Source organism: Gymnodinialimonas sp. 57CJ19, from assembly GCF_038396845.1.
GTDB lineage: Bacteria > Pseudomonadota > Alphaproteobacteria > Rhodobacterales > Rhodobacteraceae > Gymnodinialimonas.
Genome location: NZ_CP151587.1, coordinates 3094197 through 3120617 on the forward strand (window position 1 = coordinate 3094197; position 26421 = coordinate 3120617).

Genomic DNA, 26421 nt, shown 5'->3' on the forward strand with positions numbered 1-26421 from the left:
GCGCTTGGTTGATCGCCCAGGCGTCGGCTGTCCATTGTCAGACCCCATCGCGCAATTCCCAAAGCGCTTTGGACTTCTTGCAAACTCGCGCAATACACCTCGCGAGTCAACGAGTCTCTTTTTTGCTCAATAAAACGCCCTCAGGCATCCATACTGCGCGGAAATTCCCTAAATTCACCCTTTGACAGACCGGGCAACCTTTCATAGCCTCCCTCCGTAATCAAAGCGCTTTGAAAAATTCCGTTGCAATGAACCTCAAAGAACTGTCCGAGCAACTCGGGCTAAGTCAAACAACTGTCAGCCGGGCTTTGAACGGCTACCCCGAGGTTCGGGAAGCGACGCGCCAGCGCGTGCAAGCTGCTGCAAAGGCGGCGAATTATACGCCCAACTCGCGCGCGCGGAAATTGGCAACGGGGCGATCCATGGCGATCGGCCATGTGCTGCCCCTGTCCGGGCGAGAGGAACTGGTGAACCCGATTTTCGCCGACTTCATCACCGGCGTGGGCGAGGTCTATGCCCGCGAAGGGTACGATCTTCTGCTCTCCATGGTGCCCGTCGATGGGGTCGAGACCGCCTATCGCCAGATGGCGGCCAACGCGTCGGTGGATGGCGTGATGGTGCAGGCCCCTACCCTGCATGATCCGCGCATCGCCCTGTTGCAGGAACTTGAATTGCCTTTCGTGGTTCACGGGCGCACGGCCGTGGCCGACAGCTATAGCTGGCTGGATGTGGCGAACGCACGCGCCTTCCGGCGGGCGACAGAATTGTTGCTGGACCTTGGGCATCGGCGGATTTGCCTTCTGAATGGCCAGGAAACCCTTGATTTCGCGTTGCGCCGTCGCCGGGGTTTTGAGGAAGCCATGGCCGAGCGCGGCGTGCCCGTGAACCCTGATTTCATGCATAATGACGCCATGACCGAGCAATACGGCTACCGCACTGCAAGCGCGCTATTGGACCGCGATGATGCGCCTACGGCCTTTATCGTGTCCTCCATGATCCCCGCTGTCGGCGTCCGCCGCGCCGCCGGAGAACGGGGGCTGCGGACCGGGCGCGATGTCTCCATCATCTGCCACGATGATGTGCTGAGCTATATGGATAACGATGGCATTAACGCCCCCAAAGGTCCCGCGTTTACCGCCACGCGGTCCTCGATCCGCGACGCCGGGCAGCGCTGCGCGGAGATCTTGCTCTCCCTCATTGATAATCCCAACCAGCCGCCTGTTCAGGAGCTTTGGGAAACCGACCTGACCCTTGGGCGCTCTACCGGACCTGCCCCAAGTTAACGCCGTTAAGGAATTGCCATGAACTTCACACGCGCCGATTTCCCCGAGGGCTTTCGCTTCGGGGTCGCCACCTCTGCCTATCAGATCGAGGGGCACGCCCATGGCGGGGCGGGTCCGACCCATTGGGACAGTTTCGCCGCCACGCCGGGTAACGTCGTCCGGTTCGAGAACGGCGCCCTGGCCTGTGACCACTACCACCGCATGGACGAAGACCTTGATCTTATTCGCGATCTTGGGGCGGATGTGTATCGGTTCTCCACCTCTTGGGCCCGTGTCATGCCTGAAGGGCGGGGCCGGCCGAATGCCGAGGGGTTGGACTTTTACGACCGACTTGTGGACGGCCTGCTGGAGCGGGGCATTGACCCCGCCGTGACGCTTTACCATTGGGAAATGCCCCAGGCGCTGGCGGATCTGGGGGGGTGGCGCAACGCCGATATGCCCAATTGGTTCGCCGATTACACCGAGGTCATCATGGGGCGCATCGGCGACCGCACGTGGTCCGCCGCCCCGATCAACGAGCCTTGGTGCGTCGGTTGGCTATCGCATTTTGAGGGCCACCACGCCCCCGGTCTGCGTGATATCCGCGCCACCGCCCGCGCGATGCATCATGTCCTGCTGAGCCATGGCCGCGCGACACAGGTAATGAAGGGTCTGGGCGTGTCGAACCTTGGGGCCGTGTGCAACTTCGAATGGTCCGCCCCCGCCACCGACAGCCCCGCCGACGTCGCCGCCGCGCGCCGTTATGATGCGATTTACAACCGCTTTTTCATGGGCGGACTGTTCCAGGGCGAGTATCCCGCCGACGCTCTGGAGGGGCTGGAGCCGCATCTGCCCCAAGGCTGGCAAGACGACTTCGCCACCATTCAATCCCCCCTCGATTGGGTCGGCGTCAACTATTACACCCGCAAGCGCGTCTCGGCCACGAATGACCCCTGGCCCGCCTATGCCTACGAGCCCGCTGAAGGCCCGCTGACCGACATGGGGTGGGAGATCTATCCCCAAGGTCTGCAAGATTTCCTGACCCGCACGGCCCGCGAATACACTGGCGATTTACCGATCTACGTGACGGAAAACGGCATGGCCTCGACCACTGATCCAGACCCGGACCGGATCGCGTTCTTGACCGATCACTTCAACGCCACCCGCGCCGCCATCGCCGAAGGGGCGCCGGTGGCGGGCTATTTTGTGTGGTCATTGATGGACAATTTCGAATGGGCACTGGGCTACGAAAAGCGCTTTGGCCTTGTGCATGTTGATTTTGAGACCTTGGCACGGACGCCAAAAGCGTCCTATCACGCTTTGGCAAACTGGTGGCGCTAACGGGACATGGCCAGCTTACGGGTGGCGCGTGCCGCCCTTGGCTGGCACAGTAACCGCGCTAACCGCGTGTTAAGGAAAAGAATTATGGTTCCCGCAACCCTTTCGCTGGTGGCTGACATCGGCGGCACCAACACCCGCGTCGCTTTGGCCAACGCCGCCACGGTGCGCGTCGATACCGTGCGCCGCTATCGTAACGCTGAATTTGACGGGATCGGCTCTGTCATTGCGCGGTATCTGACCGATAGCGGCCAGGATGCGTCAGGGATTTCAGGGGTTTGCGTCGCGATGGCGGGGCCTGTGCATGATGGGGTGGGCACGCTGACCAACCTGGATTGGCGCATCGACAAGGCGGTGCTGGCCGAGGTGTTGAGCGCCGAGCGTGTGGCGGTTCTGAACGACTTGCAAGCTCAGGGCCACGCCATCGGCAACATCGCGGCGGGCGATCTGGATGAGGTGCTCCCGCAACCGCAAGTGCCTGACACGGCTGCGAAATTGGTGATCGGCCTCGGCACGGGCTTTAACGCTTGCCCCGTGTTTGACACCACCGCGGGCCGCTTTGTGCCGCCGTCGGAGGCGGGGCATGTGAGCCTGCCCACATCTATTGCCGAGCTGCATCCGCTTCTCGAGAACCTGAAAGACTCCGGCGGCTACCCCTCGGTGGAAGAGGTTCTGTCAGGCCGAGGCGTGAGCCACCTTCACACGGCATTGCACGGCGAAACCATTGATCCAGCAGACATTTTGGCCCGCATTGGCGAAGGTGAGGCCTTGGCCTGCGATACCGGCGCGTTGTTTGTGAAGGTCTTGGGCGACGTAGCGGGCAACCTTGTGCTGTCGCATCTGCCCTTTGGCGGCGTGTTCCTTGTGGGCGGCGTGACCCGCGCCTTCGCGCCCTATCTAGAACAATTCGATTTCGTCGGTGCATTCCGGTCCAAGGGGCGATTCTCAGGCTTCATGGAACAGTTCGGCGTGTCGGTTGTCAGCGACGATTATGCCGCCCTGACGGGCTGCGCGAGCCACCTGTCGCGGGCCTGAAACGCCCCCTCTCAGACGGCTCCGCCGGCCCGGCCCCTGACAGGGCCAAGCCGTTCTCGCCGCGTCAGGCGACCTCGTGACCGAGGGCTGCGGTGTAGATCTCGTACCAATCCTGACGGTCCAGCGTGACCTGTATCGCGTCTGACAAGCCCTTGATCCGGTTGAGGTTATTGGTCCCCATCACCGGCATGATCTGCGCCGGGTGACGCAGGAGCCACGCCACGGCAACCGCATCGGCACCCACACCATGATCGGCGCCGATCCGGTCCAGCACCGCGCGAACGGCGGCCCCTTCGTCGCCAAACAACGCCCCGCCCGCCAGCGGCGACCACGCCATGATCGGCTGGCCTTGGCGCTGATGGAACGCGACATCGCCATTGGTAAACGGCGCGTGGCACAGGACCGAGGCCTCTATCTGGTTCGTCGCCAACGGGGTCTTCATCGCCGATTGCAAAAGCTCCCAATCCCACGGGCGGAAATTCGATGTGCCGACCGCGCGCACCTTGCCCGATGCCACCAAAGCGTCCAGACAAGCGCCCGTTTCCACGTGGTCCATCAACGGATCAGGGCGGTGGATCAACAACAGGTCGATCACGTCAATGTTCATGTTTTTCAATGACCTATCGACTGCCGCCGTCACATAATCCGCGCTGGTGTCATAGTATTTCACCCGCTTGTCCGCGTGCAGGCCCATGGGTGCCACGATATCGCATTTCGTCACGATCTCGATCTGATCGCGCAGCGTGGGCGCGGCGAGGAGGGCGTGCCCGAGGAGCGCCTCGGCGGCGTAGCCGCCATAGATGTCGGCCTGATCCATCGTGGTGATGCCCTGCGCCAAGCAGGCCTCCACCTTCGCCTGCACGTGGGCCGCAGAGGTATCCGCGTCGTCGCCCAAGCGCCACATCCCGTAAACGATGCGGGACATATCAACCCCGCCAAGTGTAACGCGATCCATTATCGTCTCTCCCCTACGCCGAGTGGTGTGGCTGGTGCCGAGGCCGGGACGCGCCCGTAAGCCTCTGGCAATGAACATGTTTTCAGCTCTGGCATGACCAAGCGGCCGAAGTGCTTGCACTCATCCATATGCGGATAGCCCGAGAAGATGAAGGCGCGGATGCCCATCTTTTGATACTCTTCGATCTGGGTCAGAACCTGATCGGCAGAGCCCACCAAAGCCGCCCCACAGCCCGAGCGGGCGCGGCCAATGCCGGTCCAGAGGTGCGGCTCCACGTAGCCGAATTTATCGGCCAATTCCCGTGCCTTAGCCTGATGGGCCACGCCCAAGGACGTGCTGTCGAGGGCGCGTTCGCGGATCAACTGGCCGTATTCGTCATCCAGCTTGGAGGTCAGATGCTCTGCATAGTCGCGCGCCTCCGCTTCGGTGTCGCGCACGATCATGTGGACGCGCAGGCCGTAATCCAAGGTTCTGCCATAGTTTTCAGCCACTTGGTTGACGTCTTTCATCCGCTGCGCCAAGGCCTCTTTCGGCTCGGGCCACATCAGGTAGACGTCGCAATGCTGGCCGCACAGCTCCAGCGCCGAAGGGGAATAGCCACCAAAATACAAAAGCGGGCCGCCGGTCTGGTAGGGGCGCACGGGATCAGTGGTTAACCCTTCGAAATCATAGACTTGGCCGTGATAATTGATCTCGTCCTGGGTCCATGCCTGTTTGAGGATTTCCACCACCTCGCGGGAGCGTTGGTAGCGGAACGCGCTGTCGGCCTTCTCGCCCGGGAAGTCGGAGGAAATGATGTTAACCGTCAGGCGGCCTTGCAACATATGATCCAACGTGGCCACTGTTCGGGCCAGCATGATGGGTTGCATCTCGCCACAGCGGACAGCGGCCAACATGTTGATTTTGCTTGTGATTGGCGCGCATCCCGCCACAAAAGACAGGGTATCCTGGCCCACTTGATATGACGAAGGGCACAGGATGTTGCGGAAGCCCTGAGCCTCGGCTTCGCGCACCAAACCGCTGCAATGGTCCCAGGAGGAGCGCAGTTTGCCGTCGGGCACGCCGAGGAATTCGTAATCGTCCGAGCAGAGCGCGGCGAACCAGCTGACCTCTGCCGCGTCTAGATCTGCCGATGTGACTGGAACCACTGTCATATGCGCGCTCTCCCCTCGCCCATATCGGGCCCTTGACCGTTCTTGTCCTAAGGCGTAGCAATCCGACAAGGGTATATCAATGGTATATCAATTTCGGAAAACGCGAGGGAGGTCGTGATGTCCGAGGACACAGAAAACGCCGCGACGACCATCGACGCCGCCTCGGGCGCGTTGCCGACTTACCTGCGGATCGCCGAGGCGTTAACCATCGACATTGGCGGCGGCCGTTTGGCCCCCGGCGAGAAGCTTCCCCCCGAACGCGAGATGGCCCGCGACAAGGGCGTGGCCGTGGCGACCTTGCGAAAGGCGCTGAAACTTCTGGTGGAGCGCGGCCTGATTGAGCGGCGACAGGGCTCGGGGAACTACGTGCTTGGCGGGGCCACGAACATCGGCACCTACGCGCTGTTTCGGCTGGAGCTGCGCGGGGTCGGCGGCGGGCTTCCCACGGCGCGACTTCTGGACATCAGGAAGGCCAAGAAGCCCGACGATCTGCCCAATATCGGGCGCAGTTTTGACGTGGGCATACGGATGCGGCGGCTGCGGTTCCTGGCGGATATTCCGGTAGCGGTCGAGGAAATCTGGCTCGATCTGCGGTGGCATGATGACAACGGGCTGAACGCGCGGACGGTCTCGGAATCTTTGTATCGCACCTACGCCGACCGCCTTGGCCTGCACATTCGCGAGGCCGAGGACGTCATCAGCGCGGCCCCCCTGCCCGACTGGACACCGCCCGAACTGGGGCTGGCGCCGGGCAGCTTTGCGGGCTTCGTGGAACGCCGCGCCTATGACCAGCACGGGATGCCGTGCGAGGCGTCGTGGACATGGTTCAACCCTGAACTCGCTCAATATTATTCGAGAGTTCCGTGATCCGACGGTACCCGAGACACCGGCCCCTGGGGCCGCACAAAGGACAATTACATGACAAGATACGGCCTCGTGGGCGCGGGCATGATGGGCCAAGAGCACATTCGCAACATCGCCTTGTTGCCAGACACGGCAGTGACGGCGTTTTATGAACCGGACGACCACATGGCGGCGAAAGCGCTGGCGCTGGTGCCCGATGCGGTGCGTTGCGACAGCCTGGATGCGTTGCTGGCGCGCGATGATCTGGACGCGCTGGTGATCGCCTCTCCTAATTTTTGCCACGTCGGGCAGCTTAAAGAAATTACAGCCAAGGTGACGCTGCCGATCCTGTGCGAAAAGCCGCTCTATACTGCGCCAGAGGACGCCGCAGTGGTGGCCGCCTTGCAAAGCTATGGCGCCCCGATCTGGGTCGCGATGGAGTATCGCTACATGCCCCCCGTCGCCAAATTCCGCGAGATGGTGGAGGGCGCAACAGGCGGGATCAAGATGCTGACGATCCGCGAGCATCGGTTTCCGTTCCTTGAGAAAGTTGGCGATTGGAACCGCTTCAACCGCAACTCTGGCGGCACATTTGTTGAGAAGTGCTGCCATTTCTTCGACCTTATGCGCCTGATTCTAGACGATGAACCTATTCGGATCATGGCCAGCGCCGGGCAGTCAGTGAACCATCTGGATGAACGCTACGCCGGTGAGACGCCGGACATTTGGGACAACGGCTATGTGATTGTGGACTTCAAAGGCGGCGCGCGTGCGCTGCTGGAGCTGTGCATGTTTGCCGAGGGCAGCGAGTATCAGGAGGAGATCAGCGCCGTAGGTCCGGCGGGCAAGATCGAGGCATTGGTGCCCGGCCCCACGAGGTTCTGGAACCCCGATCTGGGGCCCGCGCCGATGCCCAAAGTGGTGGTCAGCCCGCGCGCGCCGACAACGGGGCAAGTTGTCCATGACACGCCGGTGGATAAGGATCTGCTGACCGCAGGCGATCACCACGGATCGACCTATTATCAGCACGTCCAGTTTCTGGATGTCGTCCGCAACGGCGCAAGCCCTGAGGTCACCTTGAACGATGGGGCTATGGCGGTGCGCATGGGCATGGCGGCGCAGGAAAGCGCACGTACGGGCCGCGCCGTTGATCTGAACTAGGTCAGCGGCTGCCAGCGCCGCAAGACGTTAACCGGACACCCTCGGCGCGGTGGCGTGTTCTGTGTCTTTGCCGACGTTGGGCAACTGATAGCCCTTCACCGAGGCCTTTACGGCCGCCCGAACACGCGACGCATCGCCCGCGTCGATCGCGCCACGCAGCTCCCGCACCATTCCGGCCACTTCGATCTGGCTGAGGCGATCTTCCTGGGCACGCAAAATCTTCTCGTGGGGGGTGGTTTGCATCGAGGCCGCGTCGATCAGCAGTTCCTCATACAGCTTTTCGCCGGGACGCAGGCCAGTAATCTCAATCGCAATGCCGGGGCCTTCATCGCCCTCGCGCACGGTGGCGCCCGACATCAAGATCATGCGTTTGGCGATGTCGATGATCCGCATCGGTTTGCCCATATCCAGAACGAAGACATCACCGCCTTCGGAATAGGCCCCCGCCAGCAGCACAAGCCGTGCGGCTTCGGGAATGGTCATGAAGAAACGCGTGACTTTCTCGTCGGTTACGGTAACGGGGCCGCCCTTGCGGATCTGGTCTTGGAACAGCGGCAGGACCGAGCCGGAGGAGCCCAGAACATTGCCGAAACGCACCATGGAGAACCGGGTTTTGCTCGCCCGCGACGCCATATCCTGAATGACCAGTTCGGCCATACGTTTGGTGGCGCCCATGATGTTGGTCGGGCGAATGGCCTTGTCGGTGGAGACCAGAATGAAGCGCTCACATCCCGCGGCCTCCGCGGCGGCGGCAACGGTTTGGGTGCCAAGAGTATTGTTACGCGCGCCTTCCAACTCGTTCTCTTCCACCAGCGGCACGTGTTTGTAGGCGGCGGAATGAATGACGATTTCCACGCCTTCTTGTTCCAGCACGGCGCGTACCCGCGCCCCATCGGTGACCGAGCCGAGCCGAGCCGTCACCTCGATCCCGCGCAGGGCAGCGGCGGGGCGAATTTCCCGGTCGATCTGGTAAAGCGCCAGTTCCGAGCGTTCCAGAAACACGATCCGCGCCGGGCTGCATTCCAGCAATTGGCGGCATAGCTCCGACCCGATCGAGCCGCCCGCCCCGGTCACCATAACCGAGCGACCGGCATAGGCCTTGGCGATATCAGGCACATCCAGCGCCACCTTACCCCGGCCCAAAAGTGCATCGGGTGACACGGTATTCAACTGCGTCGACCGTCCCGAAATAAGATCGACATACGAGGGCAGGACCTGCACTTCACAGGGCAATTCCCCCAGCCGCGTCAGGAGGGTATCCAACTGCCCTTTGGGCATCGACGGCATCGCCACAAGGATACGTTTAACGCGGCCGTGCTCGACCATTTCACGCAGGCGACGCGGCGCGGCCACAAACAGGCCCGACATAATCAACCCATGCAGCGCGGGGTTGTCGTCAATGAATATGACCGGGTTGACCTCTTGACTGCGCCGCAGGGCAGAGGCCAACTGAATGCCCGCCGCCCCCGCTCCGTAGATGGCCACCGGTACGCCATCCCGGCTACTCCAAGAGCGTTGGATAAGCATGAAGAGCAGCGTCCGGCCAAATATTGAAAGGCCAAAGAAGGTCACCGCCAAGATGATCGGCACGGAACGCGGGGCGCCAAGGTTCATCACGTAGCTGGTCGACATGGCGACGAGGCCCAGGACGGCGGCCGCCGAGGCGATCCTTGTCAAAGACGAAAATTCCAGCGCGGTCAGCTTGATCCAGGGCAGTCGGAAGGCAACGATCAGAAACGGCGAGATGAAGATTATCACCGCAAAAAGCGGCAATGACCCCTCAATCTGAGCAAACGGCAGCCCGGTGCCGAACCGCAAGGCAAAGGCCAGATAAAGGGCGATCGGGGCAAGGCCACAATCGAACACCAGAAACATGATCCGCTTCTGCTTGCGGGAAAGAGAGCTAAGGTTCATCAATGTCTCTCTAAACGCGGAGGGTCACAAAAGACCAAAAAAGCCAGCGATCCAACGACGTATACGATATCACGTTCACTACCGCATGGCGGTATCGAACAATTCCACACCCGTCAAATGTAAAGAAAATGGTTAATTTCCCCTTAACAATCGGGGAATAAACAACAGTTTTGCGCAAGCTGGATCAGGGTCGGCGAATTCGAGCCGACCTCACGGCATCTATACCGCGCCGCCCACCATCGCCCCAATGGCCGTTGTCGCCGCCATTGCTATGGCGCCCCACAACATGACCCGCACAGCCGCGCGGCCCTTGGGCGCCCCCCCAGCCTGCGCCCCAAGGGCCCCCAGTGACCCCAAGGCCACCAAGGTCGCAACGGCAACCCAGATCACTACGCCATCAAGCGGGGCGATCCAAGAGACAACCAGTGGCACCGCCGCCCCGGCGGCAAAGGTTAACCCCGACACGACCGCCGCCTGAACCGGACGCGGAGGGGACAAATCGGTGAGCCCGATCTCATCGCGCAAATGGGCGGTCAAGGCATCCACTTCGGTCAAATCAATGGCCACACGCTCGGCCAGATCAACCGACAATCCCCGCTGCACGTAAATGGCGGTCAATTCGGCCAATTCCGCCTCGGGGTTAAGCTCCAATTCCTCGCGTTCACGCTCCATGTCGGCGTGCTCGGCGTCGGCCTGGCTGGAAACAGAAACGTATTCGCCCGCCGCCATGGAAAGGGCCCCGGCCACCAACCCCGCAAGACCGGCCAAAAAGATCGTGCCGTGGTCGCCCGAGCCCGCCGCCACACCGGCAATCAGTGACGCCGTGGACAAGATGCCATCATTGGCCCCCATCACCGCCGCCCGCAACCAGCCCGCCCGGCCCGACAGATGCGGTTCAGCGTGGGCGGAAGGCACCCCAGAGGCAGTCGGACGGACCATTACGACAGCGCCAGTTTGCCGGGATTGAAGATATTGTCAGGATCAATGCCACGCTTGATCGCGCCCATCACCTGCATCGCGCCGGTGCCGAGCTCTCGCTCCAGATACTTGGCTTTGCCCTGCCCGATCCCATGCTCTCCGGTGCAGGTCCCGTCCATTGATATGGCCAGATCATTGAGCCAGCCGATGAAGCCCTCTGCCACCTCTATCTCGGCCGGGTTGTCCATATCCAGCAACAGGAGCGCGTGGAAGTTACCGTCCCCCACGTGGCCAACGATGGGAGCCATCACGCCCAATTCATCCAACTTCGCCTCTGCCGCCGCGACGCATTCCGCCAGCCGAGAAATCGGCACACAGACATCGGTGGAGATCCCTTTCGCGCCGGGGCGCAGTTGCAGGGCCGCCCAATAGGCATCATGGCGCGCCTGCCACAGCTTTGCGCGGTCCTCTTCTTTAACCGTCAGCTCAAACCCCGTCCCGCCGTGATCTGCGGCAATCTCTCCGAACAACTCCGCCTGCTCGGTCACGCCGGTCTCAGACCCGTGAAACTCCAACAAAAGCAACGGTGCCTCGGGCAGCGATAATTTGGAATAGGCATTGCACGCCCTCACCTGCAACGCGTTCAGCAACTCAATCCGGGCCACAGGGAGGCCGTATTGGAAGCACGCAATCACCGCGTTGGACGCATCCTCAAGGCTCGCGAAAGAACAAGTCGCCGCCGAGGTCGCCTCGGGGATGCCCTGAAGCTTCAAGGTAAGCTCCGTGATGATGCCAAGCGTACCCTCGGAGCCGACCATCAACCGGGTCAAATCATACCCGGCCGAGGTCTTCCGCGCCCGCGCCGCCGTTTTCAGGATTTCACCCGATGGCAAGACCGCCTTCAGCGCCAATACGTTGTCTTTCATCGTGCCATATCGCACGGCGCACGTGCCGCTGGCGCGCGTGGCCGCCATCCCCCCCAGGGACGCGTCAGCGCCCGGATCAATGGGAAAGAACAACCCCGTATCGCGCAGATAAGTATTGAGCGCCTTGCGCGTCACGCCCGGCTGAATGACCACATCCATATCCTCGGCATGCACCTCAAGAATTGCATCCATCTGGCTGAAATCCAACGAGATCCCGCCCGCGGGCGCATTTACATGCCCCTCCAGAGACGTCCCGGTCCCAAAGGGGATGATCGGCACCTTATGAGCCGCACAAATCCGCACGATGCCTTGCACTTCTTCGGTGGACCTGGGGAATATCACCGCGTCGGGGGGCTGATTTCGCAGCCAGGTGGTCGTATGACCATGCTGCTCGCGCAGGGCCAAACCGGTCTCGACCCGAGGACCATAGGCTTGGGTCAGGATGCCTAGCGCCGTGGCGATACCTTCATCGTTCCGCTGAATGTCTTCCTGCACGCCCATGGGAGCCTCCCTGAAATCTTCCCCAACACCTATCGCCCCCGCTGGCAGCTCTCAAGCGCTGGCTCCTTCATCTTGGTAAATACAACTCAATCCCGTCCTATCCCCAAGCAATCCATCGGCGTCTCAATCGCTTCGCTCCGTGTCAGCCGCCTCCTCGGCAGCTAAAGCGCTGCCTCCTCGGCGCGGCGCTGCGCTTCGATCACTTCGGCGCGCTTTTCGACCTGCTCGACAATGTGATCGACCATCTGGTCATTGCTCATCTTATGGCTTTGCTTGCCCGCCAGATAAACCATACCGCTGCCGGCGCCGCCGCCGGTGAAGCCGACGTCCGTCATCAACGCCTCTCCCGGGCCATTCACGACGCATCCGATGATCGAGAGGCTCATGGGCGTCTTGATATGCTCCAGCCGTTCTTCCAGCTTTTCCACCGTCTTGATAACGTCGAAGCCTTGCCGCGCGCAGGAGGGGCAGGAGATGATGTTCACCCCCCGGTGGCGCAGGCCCAGGGATTTCAGGATTTCGAACCCGATCTTCACCTCTTCCACCGGATCGGCCGACAAAGACACGCGCATGGTGTCACCGATGCCGGACCAGAGCAGGTTTCCAAGGCCGATGGCTGATTTGACCGTGCCGCCGACAAAGCCGCCCGCTTCGGTAATGCCCATGTGGAATGGCGCGTCGGTTTGATCGGCGAGCTGGCTATAGGCGGCGGCGGTCATGAAGATGTCGGACGCCTTCATGGAAATCTTGAACTCGTGAAAGTCGTTGTCTTCCAGAAGCTTGATGTGGGCCATGCCGGATTCGACCATCGCGTCGGGGCAAGGCTCTCCGTATTTTTCCAGCAGGTGCCTTTCCAGGCTGCCTGCGTTCACGCCGATGCGGATCGAGCAATTGTGGTCTCGGGCGGCCTTGACGACCTCTTTCACACGGGTGGCGTCGCCAATGTTGCCAGGGTTGATGCGCAGACAGGCGGCGCCGGCCTCGGCGGCCTCAATTCCGCGTTTGTAGTGGAAGTGGATGTCGGCCACGATCGGAACCGGGCTTTCGCGGCAGATCTCGTGCATGGCTTTGGCGGACTCTGCGTCGGGGACCGAGACGCGGACGATGTCGGCCCCCGCTTCGGCCGCGGCGATTACCTGTTTGATGGTGGCGCTGGCGTCCGTGGTCAGCGTGTTGGTCATGGTCTGCACGGAGATTGGCGCGTCGCCGCCCACGGGCACGTTGCCTACCATGATCTGACGGCTTTTGCGCCGCTCGATGTTGCGCCAAGGGCGGATCGGGTTATGGGACATGGGGCGCGGGCCTTCTCGTGCTGGTTACGCTCTAGATAAGGCTGTCGGGACGCAGGGACAACGCGATGGTTTGGATCGCGGCAAAAAGACACCGACCCGAGGGAGGTGGGAGGAGGATTCGATATTTGAAAAAAGGTGAAGGGAGGGCGTTGTGCCAGAGCCGCGCGGTTTGCGGGGATGCGGGCGGTGTCGGGGCGCTGTTTGTTGGACGCCGCGTTTCAGGGGCGTGGGATTGGACGCTCATCCGTCGCGGAAGGGGTCAGAACCGTTACGGGCAGCGCGTTGCTGGCGTGAATCGCGGCGGCGACATCGGCGGGGATTTCGGGGAACAGCGCGAGGGTCTGAGCCTGAGGCTGGTTGGGTGCGGGGCCAGTGGGGTTATAGGCCAGCGCCGCCGGGGCCGGGTTCGGCGTGGCGGGCACGACGGGGGCCACATCGGGCACGGATGTGGCGTCGAACATCAAGGAGGCGACTTGGGTGAGGTCTGGGTCAGCCTCGGTATCGGCAATTTGATAGGTGGCCGTTACCGCATCGGCGGTGAGTTCCACATCGCGCACGATTGTAGCGCCTGCGCCCGCGGGGCCGAGCGCCACGCCGTTGACCGCAAAATAGAGAGAGCCCGCGTTGCCGGAGCGCAGGCGCGGCGCGCCATCGGAGGCGGGCACCACGTAGCTATCGCCGGCGTTGAGTGTCGCCTCGTAGAGGGTCGAGCCGTCGGCGGAGGAGATGCGGACCCATGTGGGGCGGGTCGCGAAGATCATCACCTCATCGGCGCGGCCTGCGGTGACCTGGACGGCGCTGTTTGCGCTGGCGCCGGCATCGGCCACGGTTGTTGGAGCCGCGGCAGAGGTTGTGCCTGTGCTGGCTGGGAGGGTGCCGACCTCATCGGGGTTCAGGGTGGCCAGCGCGCCATCGCGCGGCGTCAGCACGGGGGCTTCGAGGGCTTGGGGGCGGTAGAGCGTATTGCCCGCCTCTGGCCCCGGCATTGCAATATCGAAGCTTTGGTCGCCGCCGAATGTGGGCGTGCCTGTCTGCACCCCGGACAAGGGGTCGAGTTGCGCGAGGGGCAAGGCCGGTGCCTCATCAATCGGGGCAATTTGCAGGCGTTGGATGTCGTGCAGGATCGCCCAGGCACCGTAGCCGATGCCAAGCGCCAGAACGACCAGCACAGCGACAGAGCCCAGGGCGCCGGGTTCGACCCGAGACAGCAAGCTATCGTTCGTTTGCGCGTAGGAGATCCGCGACGAGGACATCACCTCGTTCGGGTCCATCCGGCGCGGCGCCGTGGAGACAGAGCGTTTGACCGTGGCCGCCTGACTGCTGGCACTGCCGTGGATGCCCCGGAAGCCGGTTTCATCGCAGAAGCGGCGGAACGTCCATTCGGGATCAATGTTGAGGTAACGGGCATAGGAGCGCACGTAACCGGCAATGAAGCCCGGAGACTGGAACGCGCCCACGTCGGCGTTTTCGATGGCGGCGATGTAGGTGGCGCGAATCCGAAGCTCTCGCTCCACGTCGAGCAACGATTTGCCCAAGGTGGCCCGCTCGCCACGCATCAGGTCGCCCAGGGGGACGTCATTCAGGTCATAGCCGTCAAACGCCGGCATGACGGGCACTTCTGATATCGCCGAGGGGCACACGTCTGAAGACGGGGTGCCAGAAGCTTGCGCCTGGCCCTCTGTCTCGTGGTCCCAATACTGCCCGTTGTCCTGGCCCATGCGGCCTGCCCCGATTCTATGGTTAGCCCACTCTGCCTAGTAGTGGTGCGTCCGAATACAACTAGATGTTACCCCAACCGGTGTGATTCCCAAAGAGAGTCTGCCGCCGTGGCCCGTAGATATCATCGTGCGTTGCACGAATGCACCCTGCAAGATGACACAGTTACCACCCTAGGCGAGAACACGCGCATCTTTTTCATTGCTAAATAAGGGCATAGGTAGCGCCTGCCCAAAGTTTGCGCAGACGCTCAATCTTGTCCGGCAAAAGGCGTCAGCCCGCCAGTTCCTGCCGGTTCAATGCGCAATGAGACCACAGGCCATCCATTGCCTTCACCAACCCGTCGATCATGCCCGTGTCGTGCACCGGAGAGGGGGTGAAGCGCAAACGCTCGGTCCCGCGGGGCACGGTAGGGTAGTTGATCGGCTGCGCATAGATGCCGAAATCGGCCAGCAGCGCATCGGAAATAGCCTTGGTGTGGACGGGGTTGCCGACCATCACGGGAACGATGTGGCTGCCGTGGTCAATCACCGGCAGTCCCATGCCCTTCAGGCGCAGTTTCAGCACGGCGGCACGTTCCTGGTGCAGATCACGCAGGGCTTGATCCGTCTTCAGGTGCCGAACCGACGCCGCCGCCCCCGCGGCAACCGCGGGCGGAATGGAGGTGGTGAAGATGAAACCGGGCGCGTAGCTGCGCACCGCGTCACACATCTTTTCAGACGCGGCGATATAGCCGCCGTGGACGCCGAACGCCTTGCCCAAGGTGCCGTTGATGATGTCGAGGCGGTCCATCAGGCCGTCCCGCTCGGCCACCCCTGCCCCGCGCGGACCGTAGAGGCCGACGGCGTGGACTTCATCGAGGTAGGTCAGGGCACCGAATTCATCGGCCAGATCGCAGAGTTCCTTGATCGGGCCGAAATCGCCATCCATGGAATAGATCGACTCGAACGCGATCAGCTTGGGCGCGGCGGGATCGTCGGCCTCCAGCAATTCACGCAGATGGGCCACATCGTTGTGGCGGAAGATGCGCTTGGCCCCGCCGTTGCGGCGTACGCCTTCGATCATCGAGGCATGGTTGAGCGCATCGGAATAGATAATCAGGCCGGGAAACAGCTTGGGTAGCGTGGAAAGCGTCGCGTCATTGGCGATATAGGCCGAGGTGAAAACCAGCGCCGCTTCCTTGCCGTGCAGATCGCAAAGCTCTGCCTCCAGCGCCTTGTGGTAGACGGTCGTGCCGGAGATGTTGCGTGTCCCACCCGAGCCTGCGCCCGTGGCTTCCAACGCCTCGTGCATCGCTTCCAGAACCACCGGATGCTGGCCCATGCCAAGGTAGTCGTTGCCGCACCAAACGGTGATTTCCTGCTCGGACCCGTCGGGCTTTTTCCAGACAGCGTGGGGGAACTGGCCTTTACGACGCTCAATATCAATGAAGGTCCGGTAGCGGCCTTCGTCGTGCAGCTTGCCAAGGGCAGCATCGAGCGCGGAATCGTAGTTCACTGGCGGTCTCCTCATCGGGGGCGCAGTCGCCTCCGCAGATAGATGGCTAAAGCGGGGGATTCCCGCGCTGGTGCAGACATATTGCGCCCGCTTCCAGAACGCCAAGCTACATTTTGCCGCGAGGCGGACTTTGATCTGCATCAAACATATAAAAGAAAAGGGAAACCGGCCCCCGCTGACGTCGCATCACAGCGCTGCGGGGACCGGGGGCAAGCGGTATTATTGGCTCAAGCGTACGTCGAAGGCCGGATATCCGAGGCTGTCGGAATGCGTGTAGCCGCCATGGCAATCGTGACAAAAGCTTTGAGAGATGCCCATGGGATCGCCGCCAGGCTGCACCGCGGAATAGATCCAGCCGTCGGTATCGGGGTAATCGGCGGTTTCGGCACGGGTCATGATGAACAGCGGGCCCCGGCGCGGGGCGCCGTCGCGCAGGGTGTAGCTTTCCTTGGCGATGACAGAGCCCACGGGCATCTCGAAAGCTTCATCGTCGTCTTCGTACTGGATGTAAGCATCAAAGCCCACTTCGTTGACGAAGGTATTCAGGAAGCGCCCGCCATGGAAGCCCGGCGCGGCGGGGCCGGTTTGGGCGTGTCCCCAGTCGCGGTAGACGGCGGCGACTTCATTGTCGCCGGATTGGTAGTTCTCCAGCAACTCATCGCTTACGCAGTCATACAGCGCGTCGATCTGCTCTTGGGTGAAATCGAGGATGTCAGCCTCGAACGTGCAAGAATGCGCGTCGGCAAGGGCCACGCTGCTGGTGGCCGCAACGACGGCGGCGGAAAGAATAAGGCGGGTGTACATATCTGGCTGTCCTGCTGGTTTTGGTCCCGTGGTGAAAGCAGGCTAATCGCTACCCTGAGGTAAACGTAATAAACCTTGTTCACGTTAACGGGAGCGGGGTTGATCCCTTGCCCCCGCGCGCGGCGGCGCATTCGCGTTGCGCCCCCCTGCCCGGCTCGCCAAGATGACGGCAAATGTTTTCCCTATAGGAGTGCCCCCATGACCCTCGACGCTGTTCTCGCCCGTGTGGACGCCGATCTGGATGCCGCAATGGAGCGTTTGATGACGCTGCTGCGTGTGCCTTCGATCTCGACCGATCCTGCCTATGATGGCGACGTGGCGAAGGCGGCGCAGATTTTGGCCGATGACCTGAACGAGCTTGGGTTCGACGCATCTGTACGTGAGACGACGGGACATCCGATGGTTGTGGCCCACGGCAATGACGAGGGGCCCCATGTGCTGTTCTACGGCCACTATGATGTGCAACCGGTGGACCCGCTGGATCTGTGGAACCGCGACCCCTTTGATCCGGTGATAGAGGAGCAAAACGGCAAGCCCGTGATCCGCGCCCGGGGGGCGTCGGACGACAAGGGCCAGCTGATGACCTTCATCGAGGCCTGCCGCGCGTGGAAAGCGGTGACCGGGAAACTGCCCGCCAAGGTGACGATCTTTCTGGAAGGCGAAGAGGAAAGCGGCTCGCCATCGCTGGTGCCGTTCATGGAAGCCCACGCGGACGAGTTGAAAGCGGAGGTGGCCTTCATCTGCGACACGGGCCTGTTTGCCGAAGGCGTGCCCGCGATCGTGACGCAGTTGCGCGGGATGATGAAGGAAGAGCTGACCATCACGGGGCCGAGCATCGACCTGCACTCCGGCATGTTCGGCGGCATCGCGATGAACCCGATCCGGGTGTTGTCGGGCATTCTGGCGGGGCTGCACGACGAAAAAGGCGCCGTCACGGTGCCGGGTTTCTACGACGACGTACCCGAGATCAGCGACGCGCTGCGGGAAAGTTGGAACAAGCTGAATTTCGATGCGCAGGCGTTTCTGGCCCCGGTGGGGCTGAGCGCACCTGCGGGCGAGGCGGGGCGCACGCCGCTGGAGATGATCTGGTCGCGTCCCACAGCAGAGGTCAACGGCATCTGGGGCGGCTACACCGGCGCGGGGTTCAAGACGGTGCTGCCTTCGCAGGCCCACGCCAAGGTCAGCTTCCGTTTGGTGGCGGGCCAGGACCCGGCCCGGTTGCACGATAATTTCAAAGCCTGGGTCGAGGCGCAACTGCCGCCCGACTGCACCGCCAGCTTCGCGCCGGCCATCGGCTCTCCGGCCAGTCAAATGGACACGAGCCACCCTGTTTTCGAGACGACGCTGAAGGCGTTGAGTGACGAATGGCCCGGAGATGCCGCGTTTATCGGCTGCGGCGGCTCGATCCCGGTGGCCGGCTATTTCAAGGAGATCCTCGGCATGGATTCGGTCCTGGCCGGGTTCGGCAAGGATGACGACGCGATCCATTCGCCCAATGAGAAGTACGATGTGGAAAGCTTCCACCGAGGCATCCGGTCATGGGCGCGGGTATTGGGAGGCTTGGCGCAGGGGTAAGGTTAGCGGGCGGTGTGTGGGTTGCACGGCCCTAGGGGGCTCTGCCCCCACGTCTTTTCCTAAGGGAAAAGCCGCCCCCCGGGAATATTTTTAGAACGAGGAAGGGGCCCGTAACGCTTCCTTAACCAATCGCGTGCTAGTGTCATGGCACGGTACAGGCTGGGAAGCCGATGACCGTGAACGAGGAAGGCCCCCGGTTTTAAACTGGGGGCTGACCTTAAATTCCTCGTTCTTCAAATATCCATCTTAACTGCACACCGGATGCCAAAAGCGGAGCGCTGGTTAAGGGGCGTGATCCTAGGCGGGCGATGGCTCTGATCCCAGCCGCGCGGCGATGCGCCAGAAGCGGATCACCAGGACTAGGCCCGCCACCGCCAGGCCGATTGCCAGTCCGACCCAAATGCCTTCGCCCTCCCATCCCAGGGGAAAGCCGAGCGCATAGGCCAGGGGCACGCCGATGATCCAGTAGCTGATGAAGGCGTAGACCATGGGCACATTCGTATCCTGCACGCCGCGCAGCAGGCCCAGCGCCATGACCTGTGCGGCATCGGCCAGTTGAAAGATGCACGCCACGATCAACAGGCTGGCGCCGATGGCGATAATCTGCGGGCGAAGGGGGTCGGAGGGGTCCACGAAAAGGCCCACCAGCGGCTCGGCAAAGGACATGAGCGCCACGATCGTCACAGCCACCGTGACGCCCGACAGGATAAGCGCGGCCCAGGCGGCGAGGCGCAGGGCGGGCGCGTCATTGCGGCTTCTGGTGCGGCCAATGCGGACCGTCGCCGCAGAGCTGAGGCCGATATGGATCATGAACGTGATTGATATGATCTGGAGCGCGATCCCGTGGGCGGCCAGCTCCATCGTGCCGATCCAGCCCATCATGATCATCGTGGCCATGAACAACCCGGCTTCGGACAACAACGTGATCGCGATGGGCCAGCCCAAGCGGAAGACCTGCAAGAGAGCCTCCCAATCGGGGCGCCAGAAGCGGGTGAACAGCGCGTAGTGGCGCAGGCCCTCGGCGCGGGAGGCATAGAGCGCGAGGACCAGCAGTATAAGCAGATTGGTGAAGACCGACGCCGTCGCCGCACCCGCGATCCCCATCTCGGGCGCGCCCAGGTTGCCGAAGATCAGCACCCAGTTGATGCCTGCGTTCAGGAATACGCCGCCCACCCAAGCCCAAAGCACGATATTGGGCCGCTCCAACGCGCTGAGGTGGGACCGCAGCACCACCAACAGGCAACCGGGCCAGATCGCCCACCCGGCGATGCGCAGATAGGTTTGCGCGTCCGCCGACACCTGCGCCGTTTGGCCCGACCACAGCAAAAGCGCCTCGGAGTACCAAAACAGCGGCATCACCAGTGCCGCAAACCCCAAAGAGATCCACAACCCCATGCGCGTGACCCGGCGCACCTGTTGGTCGTCATCTCGGGCCGCGGCCGAAGCGACCATGGGCATGACGGCCAAGCCGAAACCCATGCCAAGGATCAAGATCAGGTGGAAATAGGACGAGCCAAGCGCCACGGCGGCAAGTTCCTCCACCCCGTACCAGCCGATCATCACCGTGTCCGTCACGCCGATAAAGACCTGAGCCAATTGGCCGCCGATCAGGGGCAGACCCAATTTCAGGGTGGCGCGGATGTGGGAACTGAGTGTCATTCCATTGCCTTACGAGGGCTTGTCGAAAGGGGCAAGCGCACAGTTTTCAGGCAAGGCAAAGAGGGCGGCTGCGCAACGCCCGAATGGCTAAAGGGCGGCGAAGGTCAGTTGAAGGGCAATCGCTGCGATGATGGCGCCCACGGCAAGCTCGATCATCGGCTGCGCCCGGGCCAGAGCCGCGCTTTCGGCCAGGCCCGCAAGGGCCCCCTTACGCAATCCGACAGAGGCCAGAGCGACCAAAATGGTGACGCTGGCAGTGCCCAAGGCCATGGCGAACGCGCCCATGACCCCGGCCCAGAACACCCCCATCTGCGCGGTCAGGATCAGCACGAACAGCGCCCCGGTACAGGGGCGGATGGCGACGGCGGCGATCAGGGTGATGATTTCTCGCAATCCGGTGGCATGGGCGACGGCCTCGGGCGACGGGGCGTGGGCATGGCCGCAGCTGCTGCAAACAAGGTCGGGGCCTTCATGGCGGTGGTCGTGGTCGTCGTGGTGGTGGGCCTGTTGCAATCGCCACAAGCCGCGCGCGCCGCGCCAGACCAGCCAAAGACCCACCAGCGCAATTGCCAGAAAGCTGAGCGGGGCAAAGAGCTCGTCCGCCATCTGGGTCATCCTCTCTCGGCTCCAGCCCACCAGCCACAGGCCTGCCCCCACAAGCACCACTGCCGTCAGCCCTTGGGCGAGGCTGGAGGCCAGCGCCACCAGCGAAAGCCGCGTAGCACTTACCTGTCGGGCCGCGCCGTAGCCGCCGATCAACACTTTGCCGTGGCCGGGACCTGCCGCGTGGAAGAAGCCGTAGCCGAAGCACACTGCCATCAGTGAGGCGACCGCCGTGGCGTCGCCGCTGCGCAAGCGGCGCAAGGCGCCGGCCATGGCGCCCTGTGCCTCGCGTTGACCCTCGAGCGCCCAGGTGGACACGATCCGGTCCGCCCCCAACAGCCACAGCACGGCGCCTGCCAGAACGAGGGCCACGACGACCGTTGCAATGACCTTCGGCATCATGGCCCGCATTCAAAAACCACCCGATCTGCAAACAATTCCCCCACGGCAGGGAAGTTATCTTCTGCGGCGACCGCGCCGCCGATGGCGTCCATCGCGGCCTCTAACCCGGCGTAGGCGGCATCAATGTCGGCGCGGATCAGCTGCGGCGTACATTGGGCGCCGTTCACGCTCATCTCTCCGGTCATTTCAAATGCAACGTAGAATTCCGGGTCAAACACTTGCGCCAAAAGCGCCCCTTCGGCATCGGTATCCACGACCGCGCGGCGGTGGACCGTGCGCAACTGGCCTTCTGCCACCAGCTCCAGCGACACCGGCTCGGGCGGGCCCAGTTCCAGCGCCACACCATCGCGTTGCATCACTAGACCGCCCTCAAACCCGTAGGACCAATCCAGATCGAACCCGAGGGTTTGGGCAACCTCCTGTTCCGTCAGGTGCAGGTCAAAGTCGGGATCGAGGTTGTAATCTTCCAGCAAAATCAGGGAATAAAGCTCATCATAGAGCCATGTGACCTCGACCGAGGTAACGCGCCCACCTTCCACCACAATCGCCAAACCAGCATCTACAAAGATATGCGGATGCGCCCAGATCGCACTTGGCCACAAGCCTACAAGGGCCCCCAGGGCGATGTTCAGCGCGTGGCCGGGTCTTGACCGTGGAAATCTCATGGCGTCTTATTGTCCGCGTGGGACCGTGCTGCAAGCGGTCCCAGGGCGGTCGTGCGAATTGTTGCTCAATCTAATTCGTATTGTTCACAATTCGTGATACAATGCGCCACATTGCTGCCCTTTTCATTGCGCAAAACAGCCCCACCCATGAAGAGGCTAGTTTTGTGACTGTTCTTACACTCGTATCAAACTACTTGGCAGACGACCGCGGCGCGATGAGCGTTGACTGGACCGTCCTGTCTGCCGGCGCCGTAAGCGTTGCCATCGCCACCACGGCGATCATGACCGATACCATCGAGAACTTGTCCATGCGCATGGATAGCGAGTTGCGGTCGCGTCAGTTGAGCGATGAGTGGGTGCAATTCTATGCCAACCACTTCGAGCCGATCCTTGCCGTGGGCGCCATTTCCGAGACGCAGGCAGAAACTGCCTATTCGGAAGTTGAAGAGCTGATGAACCACGATGTCATCACCAACCTGGCCGCTGGCATCACCGCGATGGAAGAAGGCACGATCACCGAGCAAGAGCTTGTCACTTTGGTCGCGCTCGCCTCGGTCGCGTATCAGCGCAACATCGTGGATGACGGTATCCTGGACCATTACTTCGGCTTTGGTGGCTCCACCCCTTACTACATGACCATGGCCAACGCGCCTACGGCCACCAACTAAACCCAATTCCCCCTAGATTTTGTTGCACCTGCTGGGGTCCGCGCGGACCGCGCCGGGTGCTTTTGTTTTTCTGCTCCCGTTAGTGGCACTGCCCTGCGGAGTGCCCTTCCCCCTGCCCCCCAAACCTGCCATTATTGGGAAAACCGCCCACAACATAGAGCAGACACATGGCTGACGACCTTCTCTCCGGCACGCCCGACGCGCAGGCCTATGACGCCTCCTCCATCGAGGTTCTTGAAGGGTTGGAACCCGTCCGCAAACGCCCCGGCATGTATATCGGCGGCACGGATGAGCGGGCGTTGCACCATCTTGTGGCGGAAGTCCTGGATAACTCCATGGATGAAGCGGTGGCCGGCCACGCCACGCGCATCGAGGTGGAGCTGCACGCCGATTATTCGGTCACCATCCGCGATAATGGGCGCGGCATGCCCTTTGACCCACACCCCAAGTTCCCAGGCAAATCCGCGCTGGAGGTGATCCTTTGCACCCTTCACGCGGGCGGCAAGTTCAGCGGTAAGGCCTATCAGACCTCGGGCGGTCTGCACGGGGTTGGCGCCTCGGTGGTCAACGCGTTGTCCGATAGCATGGTGGTGCAGGTCGCGCGGGACCGTAAGTTGGTGGAGCAACGCTTTTCACGCGGTATCCCCCTTGGCCCGGTCGAGGAAATCGGCGCGGCCCCTAACCGTCGGGGGACCACCACTACATTTCATGCCGACGAGCAGATATTCGGGTCGCATCGGTTCAAACCGGCACGGTTGATCAAGACGGTGCGCTCCAAGGCATATTTGTTCAGCGGCGTCGAAATCCGCTGGAAGTCCGCCATTGATGACGGCGAAACCCCGGCCGAAGCGGTGTTCCACTTTCCCGGCGGCCTGTCCGATTACCTTGTGGAGACCTTGGGGAAAGCGGTCACCTACACCGACAAGCCCTTTGCCGGAAAGGTGGATTTCCAGTCGCGCTTCTCGGTCCCCGGCTCGGTCGAATGGGCGATTTCCTGGACGCCCGCGCGTGACGGCTTCATCCAGTCCTACTGTAACACCGTCCCCACGCCCGAGGGCGGCACCCACGAGGCGGGGTTCTGGGCCGCGATCCTGAAAGGCATCCGCGCCTATGGCGAGCTGGCAGGCAACAAGAAGGCCGCCAACATCACCCGCGATGATTTGCAGACAGGCGCGGGCGCGTTGGTGTCGTGCTTCATCTCGGAGCCCGAATTCGTCGGACAAACCAAGGACCGTTTGGCCACGACCGAAGCGCAAAGACTGGTCGAGCAAGCGGTACGTGACCACTTCGACAACTGGCTGGGGCAAAACACCAAGGAAGCGGGCGCGATCCTCGATTTCCTTGTGCTGCGCGCCGAAGAACGCCTGCGCCGCAAGCAAGAGAAAGAGACTCAGCGCAAGACCGCCACCAAAAAGCTGCGCCTGCCGGGTAAGCTGGTGGACTGCTCGCAATCGGCCCGCGACGGCACCGAACTGTTCATCGTGGAGGGTGATTCCGCGGGCGGGTCTGCCAAAATGGCGCGGAACCGGAAAAATCAGGCGCTGCTGCCGTTGCGCGGGAAGATCCTGAACGTGTTGGGGGCGGCCTCGTCCAAACTGGGGCAAAACGCCGAGATTTCCGATTTGTGTCAGGCCCTTGGCGTCGGCATGGGCACCAAGTTCAACATAGAAGACCTGCGCTACGACAAGATCATCATCATGACCGACGCGGACGTGGACGGCGCGCATATTGCGGCTCTGTTGATGACGTTCTTCTTCAGCCAGATGCGCCCGATGATTGACGGCGGCCACCTGTATCTGGCCTGCCCGCCCCTGTTCCGCCTGACCCAAGGCGCCCACCGCGTCTATTGCGTCGACGAGGAAGAGCGTGACGCGTGGCTGGAAAAGGGCTTGGGCGGACGCGGCAAAATCGACGTCTCCCGCTTCAAGGGTCTGGGGGAGATGGACGCGAAAGACCTGAAGGAAACCACGATGGACCCCGGATCACGCAAGTTGATCCGAGTGTCCGTGGACGACGACGTGCCCGGCGAAACCGGCGATCTGGTGGAGCGATTGATGGGCAAAAAGCCCGAGATGCGGTTCCAATACATCCAGGAAAATGCCCGTTTTGTGGAGGAATTGGATGTTTAGGTTGACGGCATTAACGGTTGCCGCCGCCCTCACGCTATCTGGCTGCGGCTCGGACCCGGAAACCCTGATCATGAGCCGCCGCACCGGCCTGACCGGATCGGGGGAGATCACCCAAGGCGTGTTGCGCAACTCCGGCGACATGACGATCATCACCCCCCACGAGACATTCTCGGGCCGCTGGGTCGCGGTGCGAGAAGGGGCAAACCAAAGCCTGGAGTTGCTGCAAGCCTATGGCAACGGATCGGTCCTACGTTCCACCGCGCGGCTGTTGTCCGAGACGGAAGCCGGCTTCGGCACGGCGATCCTGACAAGCGACGGCGGCCGCTCCATGCGCTGCGAATTCCGCTATACGGGCGTGCAGATCACAGCGATTGGGGTGTGCGAGACGACCGATGGGGAAGTGTTCGACCTGCAAGTGGCTTGATCCTTAGGGCCAAGTCGTGGCCCGGGAATGGCGGGAAACCGGGCCAAGGCCCGGTCTACTCTTCCCAAATCGCCTGCTCTGGCCCACACTCACGCGCATATTCACAACCGAAAGCTGTTTCCCATGCGCGCTCTTTTACTTGCTCTCGCCCTGTTGCTTCCCGCGGCTGTTCACGCCCAAAGCAACGACACTTCCAACCCGATCATCGCCCGCATTGATGCCCTTGTGGCCGCGTACAATGCCCAGGATGTGGCCGCGATTGGAGCGATCTACGCCCCCGATGCGGCGCTTTTGGCCCCCGGTGAGAGGATGATAATCGGGCGCGACGCGATCATGCAGCACTACGCCGATGCCATTGAAGGCGGTGCGCGGGACGTGCAGTTCACCACCTTTGACATCCAGGCCACCGAGACCACTGCCGTCGCCATCGGAGAGGTTGTTCTGCAAGTGGGCGAGAACCGGATCGTCACCCGTTACATGCATCTTTGGCAGGTCATTGACGGCCAAATTCTGCTGGCCCGCGACATGTATCACGTGCTGGCCGTGCAATGACCTCAGCCGATCTTCAAGCCACGTTGGCCGAACATTTTGCCCCGTGGGTGTTGGACTTGGACCTATCGGTGGTTGAGGTCGCGGTAAGCCACACGATCACCCGAATGCCCCTGTCGGCTCGGTTGATGCGCGTGGGCGGGATCGTAAGCGGGCAGGCCTTGACGGCGCTGGCCGACACCAGCGTGATCCTTGCGCTGGCGGGGCATCGCGGCGCGTTCGTGCCGGCGGGAACGGTCACGCTCGACACGCAATTCCTGCGGCCCGGCACGGGAACTGCGATCTTGTGTCGGGCGGAGATCATCCGCGCGGGCCGCTCGATGGCTTTCGCGCGGGCCGATTTGACCGCCCAGGACAGCGGCAAATTGGTGGCCACCGCGACGGCCACGCTCGCCCTGCCCTAAGCGCTTGTGTCGGGTCTGAAATCACGG

General features: G+C 62.2%; 23 protein-coding genes. 11 read left to right on the forward strand and 12 right to left on the reverse strand.

The annotated features are described in order from the left end of the window. Positions 1 to 248 precede the first annotated feature (248 nt). The 3 genes from AADW23_RS15075 to AADW23_RS15085 all read left to right on the forward strand — a co-directional run bounded on the left by AADW23_RS15075 (position 249) and on the right by AADW23_RS15085 (position 3635). Positions 249 to 1283, forward strand: coding sequence for a substrate-binding domain-containing protein (locus AADW23_RS15075; protein WP_341861761.1), 1035 nt, complete (start codon positions 249 to 251; stop codon positions 1281 to 1283). An 18-nt stretch (positions 1284 to 1301) separates the two neighbouring features. Beyond that, complete coding sequence (locus AADW23_RS15080; RefSeq protein ID WP_341861762.1) at positions 1302 to 2603, forward strand: GH1 family beta-glucosidase; 1302 nt, start codon at positions 1302 to 1304, stop codon at positions 2601 to 2603. A gap of 84 nt (positions 2604 to 2687) precedes the next feature. Then, positions 2688 to 3635, forward strand: a complete 948-nt coding sequence (locus tag AADW23_RS15085) for an ROK family protein (protein ID WP_341861763.1) — start codon at positions 2688 to 2690, stop codon at positions 3633 to 3635. A 64-nt stretch (positions 3636 to 3699) separates the two neighbouring features. Here AADW23_RS15085 and AADW23_RS15090 read toward each other — a convergent pair whose 3' ends face one another. After that, positions 3700 to 4590, reverse strand: a complete 891-nt coding sequence (locus tag AADW23_RS15090) for an aldo/keto reductase (RefSeq protein ID WP_341861764.1) — start codon at positions 4588 to 4590, stop codon at positions 3700 to 3702. After that, positions 4590 to 5744: an LLM class flavin-dependent oxidoreductase gene (locus AADW23_RS15095; protein ID WP_341861765.1), complete on the reverse strand. Its 1155-nt coding sequence runs from the start codon at positions 5742 to 5744 to the stop codon at positions 4590 to 4592. The genes AADW23_RS15090 and AADW23_RS15095 overlap by 1 nt, the downstream gene beginning before the upstream one ends. A 117-nt stretch (positions 5745 to 5861) precedes the next feature. Between AADW23_RS15095 and AADW23_RS15100 the strand changes: the two genes are divergently transcribed. After that, on the forward strand, positions 5862 to 6611 hold the full coding sequence (locus AADW23_RS15100; protein ID WP_341861766.1) for a GntR family transcriptional regulator: 750 nt from the start codon (positions 5862 to 5864) through the stop codon (positions 6609 to 6611). Between the two features lie 51 nt (positions 6612 to 6662). After that, positions 6663 to 7748, forward strand: a complete 1086-nt coding sequence (locus AADW23_RS15105; protein ID WP_341861767.1) for a Gfo/Idh/MocA family oxidoreductase — start codon at positions 6663 to 6665, stop codon at positions 7746 to 7748. 27 nt (positions 7749 to 7775) lie between these two features. Here AADW23_RS15105 and AADW23_RS15110 read toward each other — a convergent pair whose 3' ends face one another. From AADW23_RS15110 to AADW23_RS15140, 7 genes are all read right to left on the reverse strand, one after another. After that, positions 7776 to 9662: a nucleoside-diphosphate sugar epimerase/dehydratase gene (locus AADW23_RS15110; protein ID WP_341861768.1), complete on the reverse strand. Its 1887-nt coding sequence runs from the start codon at positions 9660 to 9662 to the stop codon at positions 7776 to 7778. A gap of 219 nt (positions 9663 to 9881) precedes the next feature. After that, positions 9882 to 10601 carry a VIT family protein gene (locus AADW23_RS15115; RefSeq protein WP_341861769.1) on the reverse strand — a complete coding sequence of 240 codons (720 nt, stop codon included), beginning with the start codon at positions 10599 to 10601 and terminating at the stop codon, positions 9882 to 9884. Next, positions 10601 to 12007 (reverse strand): FAD-linked oxidase C-terminal domain-containing protein, encoded by a 1407-nt coding sequence (locus tag AADW23_RS15120; RefSeq protein WP_341861770.1) that lies wholly within the window; start codon positions 12005 to 12007, stop codon positions 10601 to 10603. Before AADW23_RS15120 ends, AADW23_RS15115 begins: the two co-directional genes overlap by 1 nt. Before the next feature lie 161 nt (positions 12008 to 12168). After that, entirely contained in the window at positions 12169 to 13299 is a 1131-nt protein-coding gene (ispG, locus tag AADW23_RS15125; RefSeq protein ID WP_341861771.1) for a flavodoxin-dependent (E)-4-hydroxy-3-methylbut-2-enyl-diphosphate synthase, read from the reverse strand. Between the two features lie 218 nt (positions 13300 to 13517). After that, on the reverse strand, positions 13518 to 15017 hold the full coding sequence (locus AADW23_RS15130) for a RodZ domain-containing protein (RefSeq protein ID WP_341861772.1): 1500 nt from the start codon (positions 15015 to 15017) through the stop codon (positions 13518 to 13520). Between the two features lie 271 nt (positions 15018 to 15288). Then, entirely contained in the window at positions 15289 to 16527 is a 1239-nt protein-coding gene (hemA, locus tag AADW23_RS15135; RefSeq protein WP_341861773.1) for a 5-aminolevulinate synthase, read from the reverse strand. A gap of 204 nt (positions 16528 to 16731) precedes the next feature. Next, positions 16732 to 17316, reverse strand: a complete 585-nt coding sequence (locus AADW23_RS15140) for a recombinase (RefSeq protein WP_341861774.1) — start codon at positions 17314 to 17316, stop codon at positions 16732 to 16734. A gap of 198 nt (positions 17317 to 17514) precedes the next feature. Between AADW23_RS15140 and AADW23_RS15145 the strand changes: the two genes are divergently transcribed. Continuing rightward, the gene (locus AADW23_RS15145) at positions 17515 to 18891 is read left to right on the forward strand and encodes a M20/M25/M40 family metallo-hydrolase (RefSeq protein WP_341861775.1); all 1377 of its coding nucleotides are present in this window, start codon (positions 17515 to 17517) and stop codon (positions 18889 to 18891) included. A 297-nt stretch (positions 18892 to 19188) separates the two neighbouring features. On the opposite strand, the gene AADW23_RS15150 is transcribed toward AADW23_RS15145, so the two are convergent. The 3 genes from AADW23_RS15150 to AADW23_RS15160 form a co-directional block, all read right to left on the reverse strand. Further along, positions 19189 to 20550, reverse strand: coding sequence for an MATE family efflux transporter (locus AADW23_RS15150; protein WP_341861776.1), 1362 nt, complete (start codon positions 20548 to 20550; stop codon positions 19189 to 19191). Positions 20551 to 20637: 87 nt separating this feature from the next. Further along, positions 20638 to 21555 carry a hypothetical protein gene (locus tag AADW23_RS15155; protein ID WP_341861777.1) on the reverse strand — a complete coding sequence of 306 codons (918 nt, stop codon included), beginning with the start codon at positions 21553 to 21555 and terminating at the stop codon, positions 20638 to 20640. Continuing rightward, a complete protein-coding gene (locus AADW23_RS15160; RefSeq protein ID WP_341861778.1) occupies positions 21552 to 22220 on the reverse strand; it encodes a DUF1007 family protein in 669 nt (222 codons plus the stop codon). Before AADW23_RS15160 ends, AADW23_RS15155 begins: the two co-directional genes overlap by 4 nt. Positions 22221 to 22384: 164 nt before the next feature. Here AADW23_RS15160 and AADW23_RS15165 point away from each other — a divergent pair, with 164 nt between their 5' ends. From AADW23_RS15165 to AADW23_RS15185, 5 genes are all read left to right on the forward strand, one after another. After that, positions 22385 to 22888 carry a hypothetical protein gene (locus tag AADW23_RS15165; protein ID WP_341861779.1) on the forward strand — a complete coding sequence of 168 codons (504 nt, stop codon included), beginning with the start codon at positions 22385 to 22387 and terminating at the stop codon, positions 22886 to 22888. Positions 22889 to 23055: 167 nt separating this feature from the next. After that, positions 23056 to 25017 (forward strand): DNA topoisomerase IV subunit B, encoded by a 1962-nt coding sequence (gene parE, locus AADW23_RS15170; protein WP_341861780.1) that lies wholly within the window; start codon positions 23056 to 23058, stop codon positions 25015 to 25017. After that, the gene (locus tag AADW23_RS15175; protein ID WP_341861781.1) at positions 25010 to 25441 is read left to right on the forward strand and encodes a hypothetical protein; all 432 of its coding nucleotides are present in this window, start codon (positions 25010 to 25012) and stop codon (positions 25439 to 25441) included. Before parE ends, AADW23_RS15175 begins: the two co-directional genes overlap by 8 nt. Before the next feature lie 123 nt (positions 25442 to 25564). After that, positions 25565 to 25993: a nuclear transport factor 2 family protein gene (locus AADW23_RS15180; RefSeq protein WP_341861782.1), complete on the forward strand. Its 429-nt coding sequence runs from the start codon at positions 25565 to 25567 to the stop codon at positions 25991 to 25993. Then, the gene (locus AADW23_RS15185) at positions 25990 to 26394 is read left to right on the forward strand and encodes a PaaI family thioesterase (RefSeq protein ID WP_341861783.1); all 405 of its coding nucleotides are present in this window, start codon (positions 25990 to 25992) and stop codon (positions 26392 to 26394) included. Before AADW23_RS15180 ends, AADW23_RS15185 begins: the two co-directional genes overlap by 4 nt. Positions 26395 to 26421 lie beyond the last annotated feature (27 nt).

Bases quoted from the DNA above. Each gene is read 5' to 3' on its own strand.
- AADW23_RS15180 (WP_341861782.1), top strand. From the start codon at position 25,565: ATGCGCGCTCTTTTACTTGCTCTCGCCCTGTTGCTTCCCGCGGCTGTT.
- AADW23_RS15155 (WP_341861777.1), bottom strand. From the start codon at position 21,555: ATGATGCCGAAGGTCATTGCAACGGTCGTCGTGGCCCTCGTTCTGGCA.
- AADW23_RS15130 (WP_341861772.1), bottom strand. From the start codon at position 15,017: ATGGGCCAGGACAACGGGCAGTATTGGGACCACGAGACAGAGGGCCAG.
- ispG (WP_341861771.1), bottom strand. From the start codon at position 13,299: ATGTCCCATAACCCGATCCGCCCTTGGCGCAACATCGAGCGGCGCAAA.
- AADW23_RS15175 (WP_341861781.1), top strand. From the start codon at position 25,010: ATGTTTAGGTTGACGGCATTAACGGTTGCCGCCGCCCTCACGCTATCT.
- AADW23_RS15120 (WP_341861770.1), bottom strand. From the start codon at position 12,007: ATGGGCGTGCAGGAAGACATTCAGCGGAACGATGAAGGTATCGCCACG.
- AADW23_RS15115 (WP_341861769.1), bottom strand. From the start codon at position 10,601: ATGGTCCGTCCGACTGCCTCTGGGGTGCCTTCCGCCCACGCTGAACCG.
- AADW23_RS15075 (WP_341861761.1), top strand. From the start codon at position 249: ATGAACCTCAAAGAACTGTCCGAGCAACTCGGGCTAAGTCAAACAACT.
- hemA (WP_341861773.1), bottom strand. From the start codon at position 16,527: ATGAGGAGACCGCCAGTGAACTACGATTCCGCGCTCGATGCTGCCCTT.
- AADW23_RS15080 (WP_341861762.1), top strand. From the start codon at position 1,302: ATGAACTTCACACGCGCCGATTTCCCCGAGGGCTTTCGCTTCGGGGTC.
- AADW23_RS15085 (WP_341861763.1), top strand. From the start codon at position 2,688: ATGGTTCCCGCAACCCTTTCGCTGGTGGCTGACATCGGCGGCACCAAC.
- AADW23_RS15160 (WP_341861778.1), bottom strand. From the start codon at position 22,220: ATGAGATTTCCACGGTCAAGACCCGGCCACGCGCTGAACATCGCCCTG.
- AADW23_RS15140 (WP_341861774.1), bottom strand. From the start codon at position 17,316: ATGTACACCCGCCTTATTCTTTCCGCCGCCGTCGTTGCGGCCACCAGC.
- AADW23_RS15110 (WP_341861768.1), bottom strand. From the start codon at position 9,662: ATGAACCTTAGCTCTCTTTCCCGCAAGCAGAAGCGGATCATGTTTCTG.
- AADW23_RS15100 (WP_341861766.1), top strand. From the start codon at position 5,862: ATGTCCGAGGACACAGAAAACGCCGCGACGACCATCGACGCCGCCTCG.
- AADW23_RS15150 (WP_341861776.1), bottom strand. From the start codon at position 20,550: ATGACACTCAGTTCCCACATCCGCGCCACCCTGAAATTGGGTCTGCCC.
- AADW23_RS15095 (WP_341861765.1), bottom strand. From the start codon at position 5,744: ATGACAGTGGTTCCAGTCACATCGGCAGATCTAGACGCGGCAGAGGTC.
- AADW23_RS15145 (WP_341861775.1), top strand. From the start codon at position 17,515: ATGACCCTCGACGCTGTTCTCGCCCGTGTGGACGCCGATCTGGATGCC.
- AADW23_RS15090 (WP_341861764.1), bottom strand. From the start codon at position 4,590: ATGGATCGCGTTACACTTGGCGGGGTTGATATGTCCCGCATCGTTTAC.
- AADW23_RS15185 (WP_341861783.1), top strand. From the start codon at position 25,990: ATGACCTCAGCCGATCTTCAAGCCACGTTGGCCGAACATTTTGCCCCG.
- AADW23_RS15105 (WP_341861767.1), top strand. From the start codon at position 6,663: ATGACAAGATACGGCCTCGTGGGCGCGGGCATGATGGGCCAAGAGCAC.
- parE (WP_341861780.1), top strand. From the start codon at position 23,056: ATGGCTGACGACCTTCTCTCCGGCACGCCCGACGCGCAGGCCTATGAC.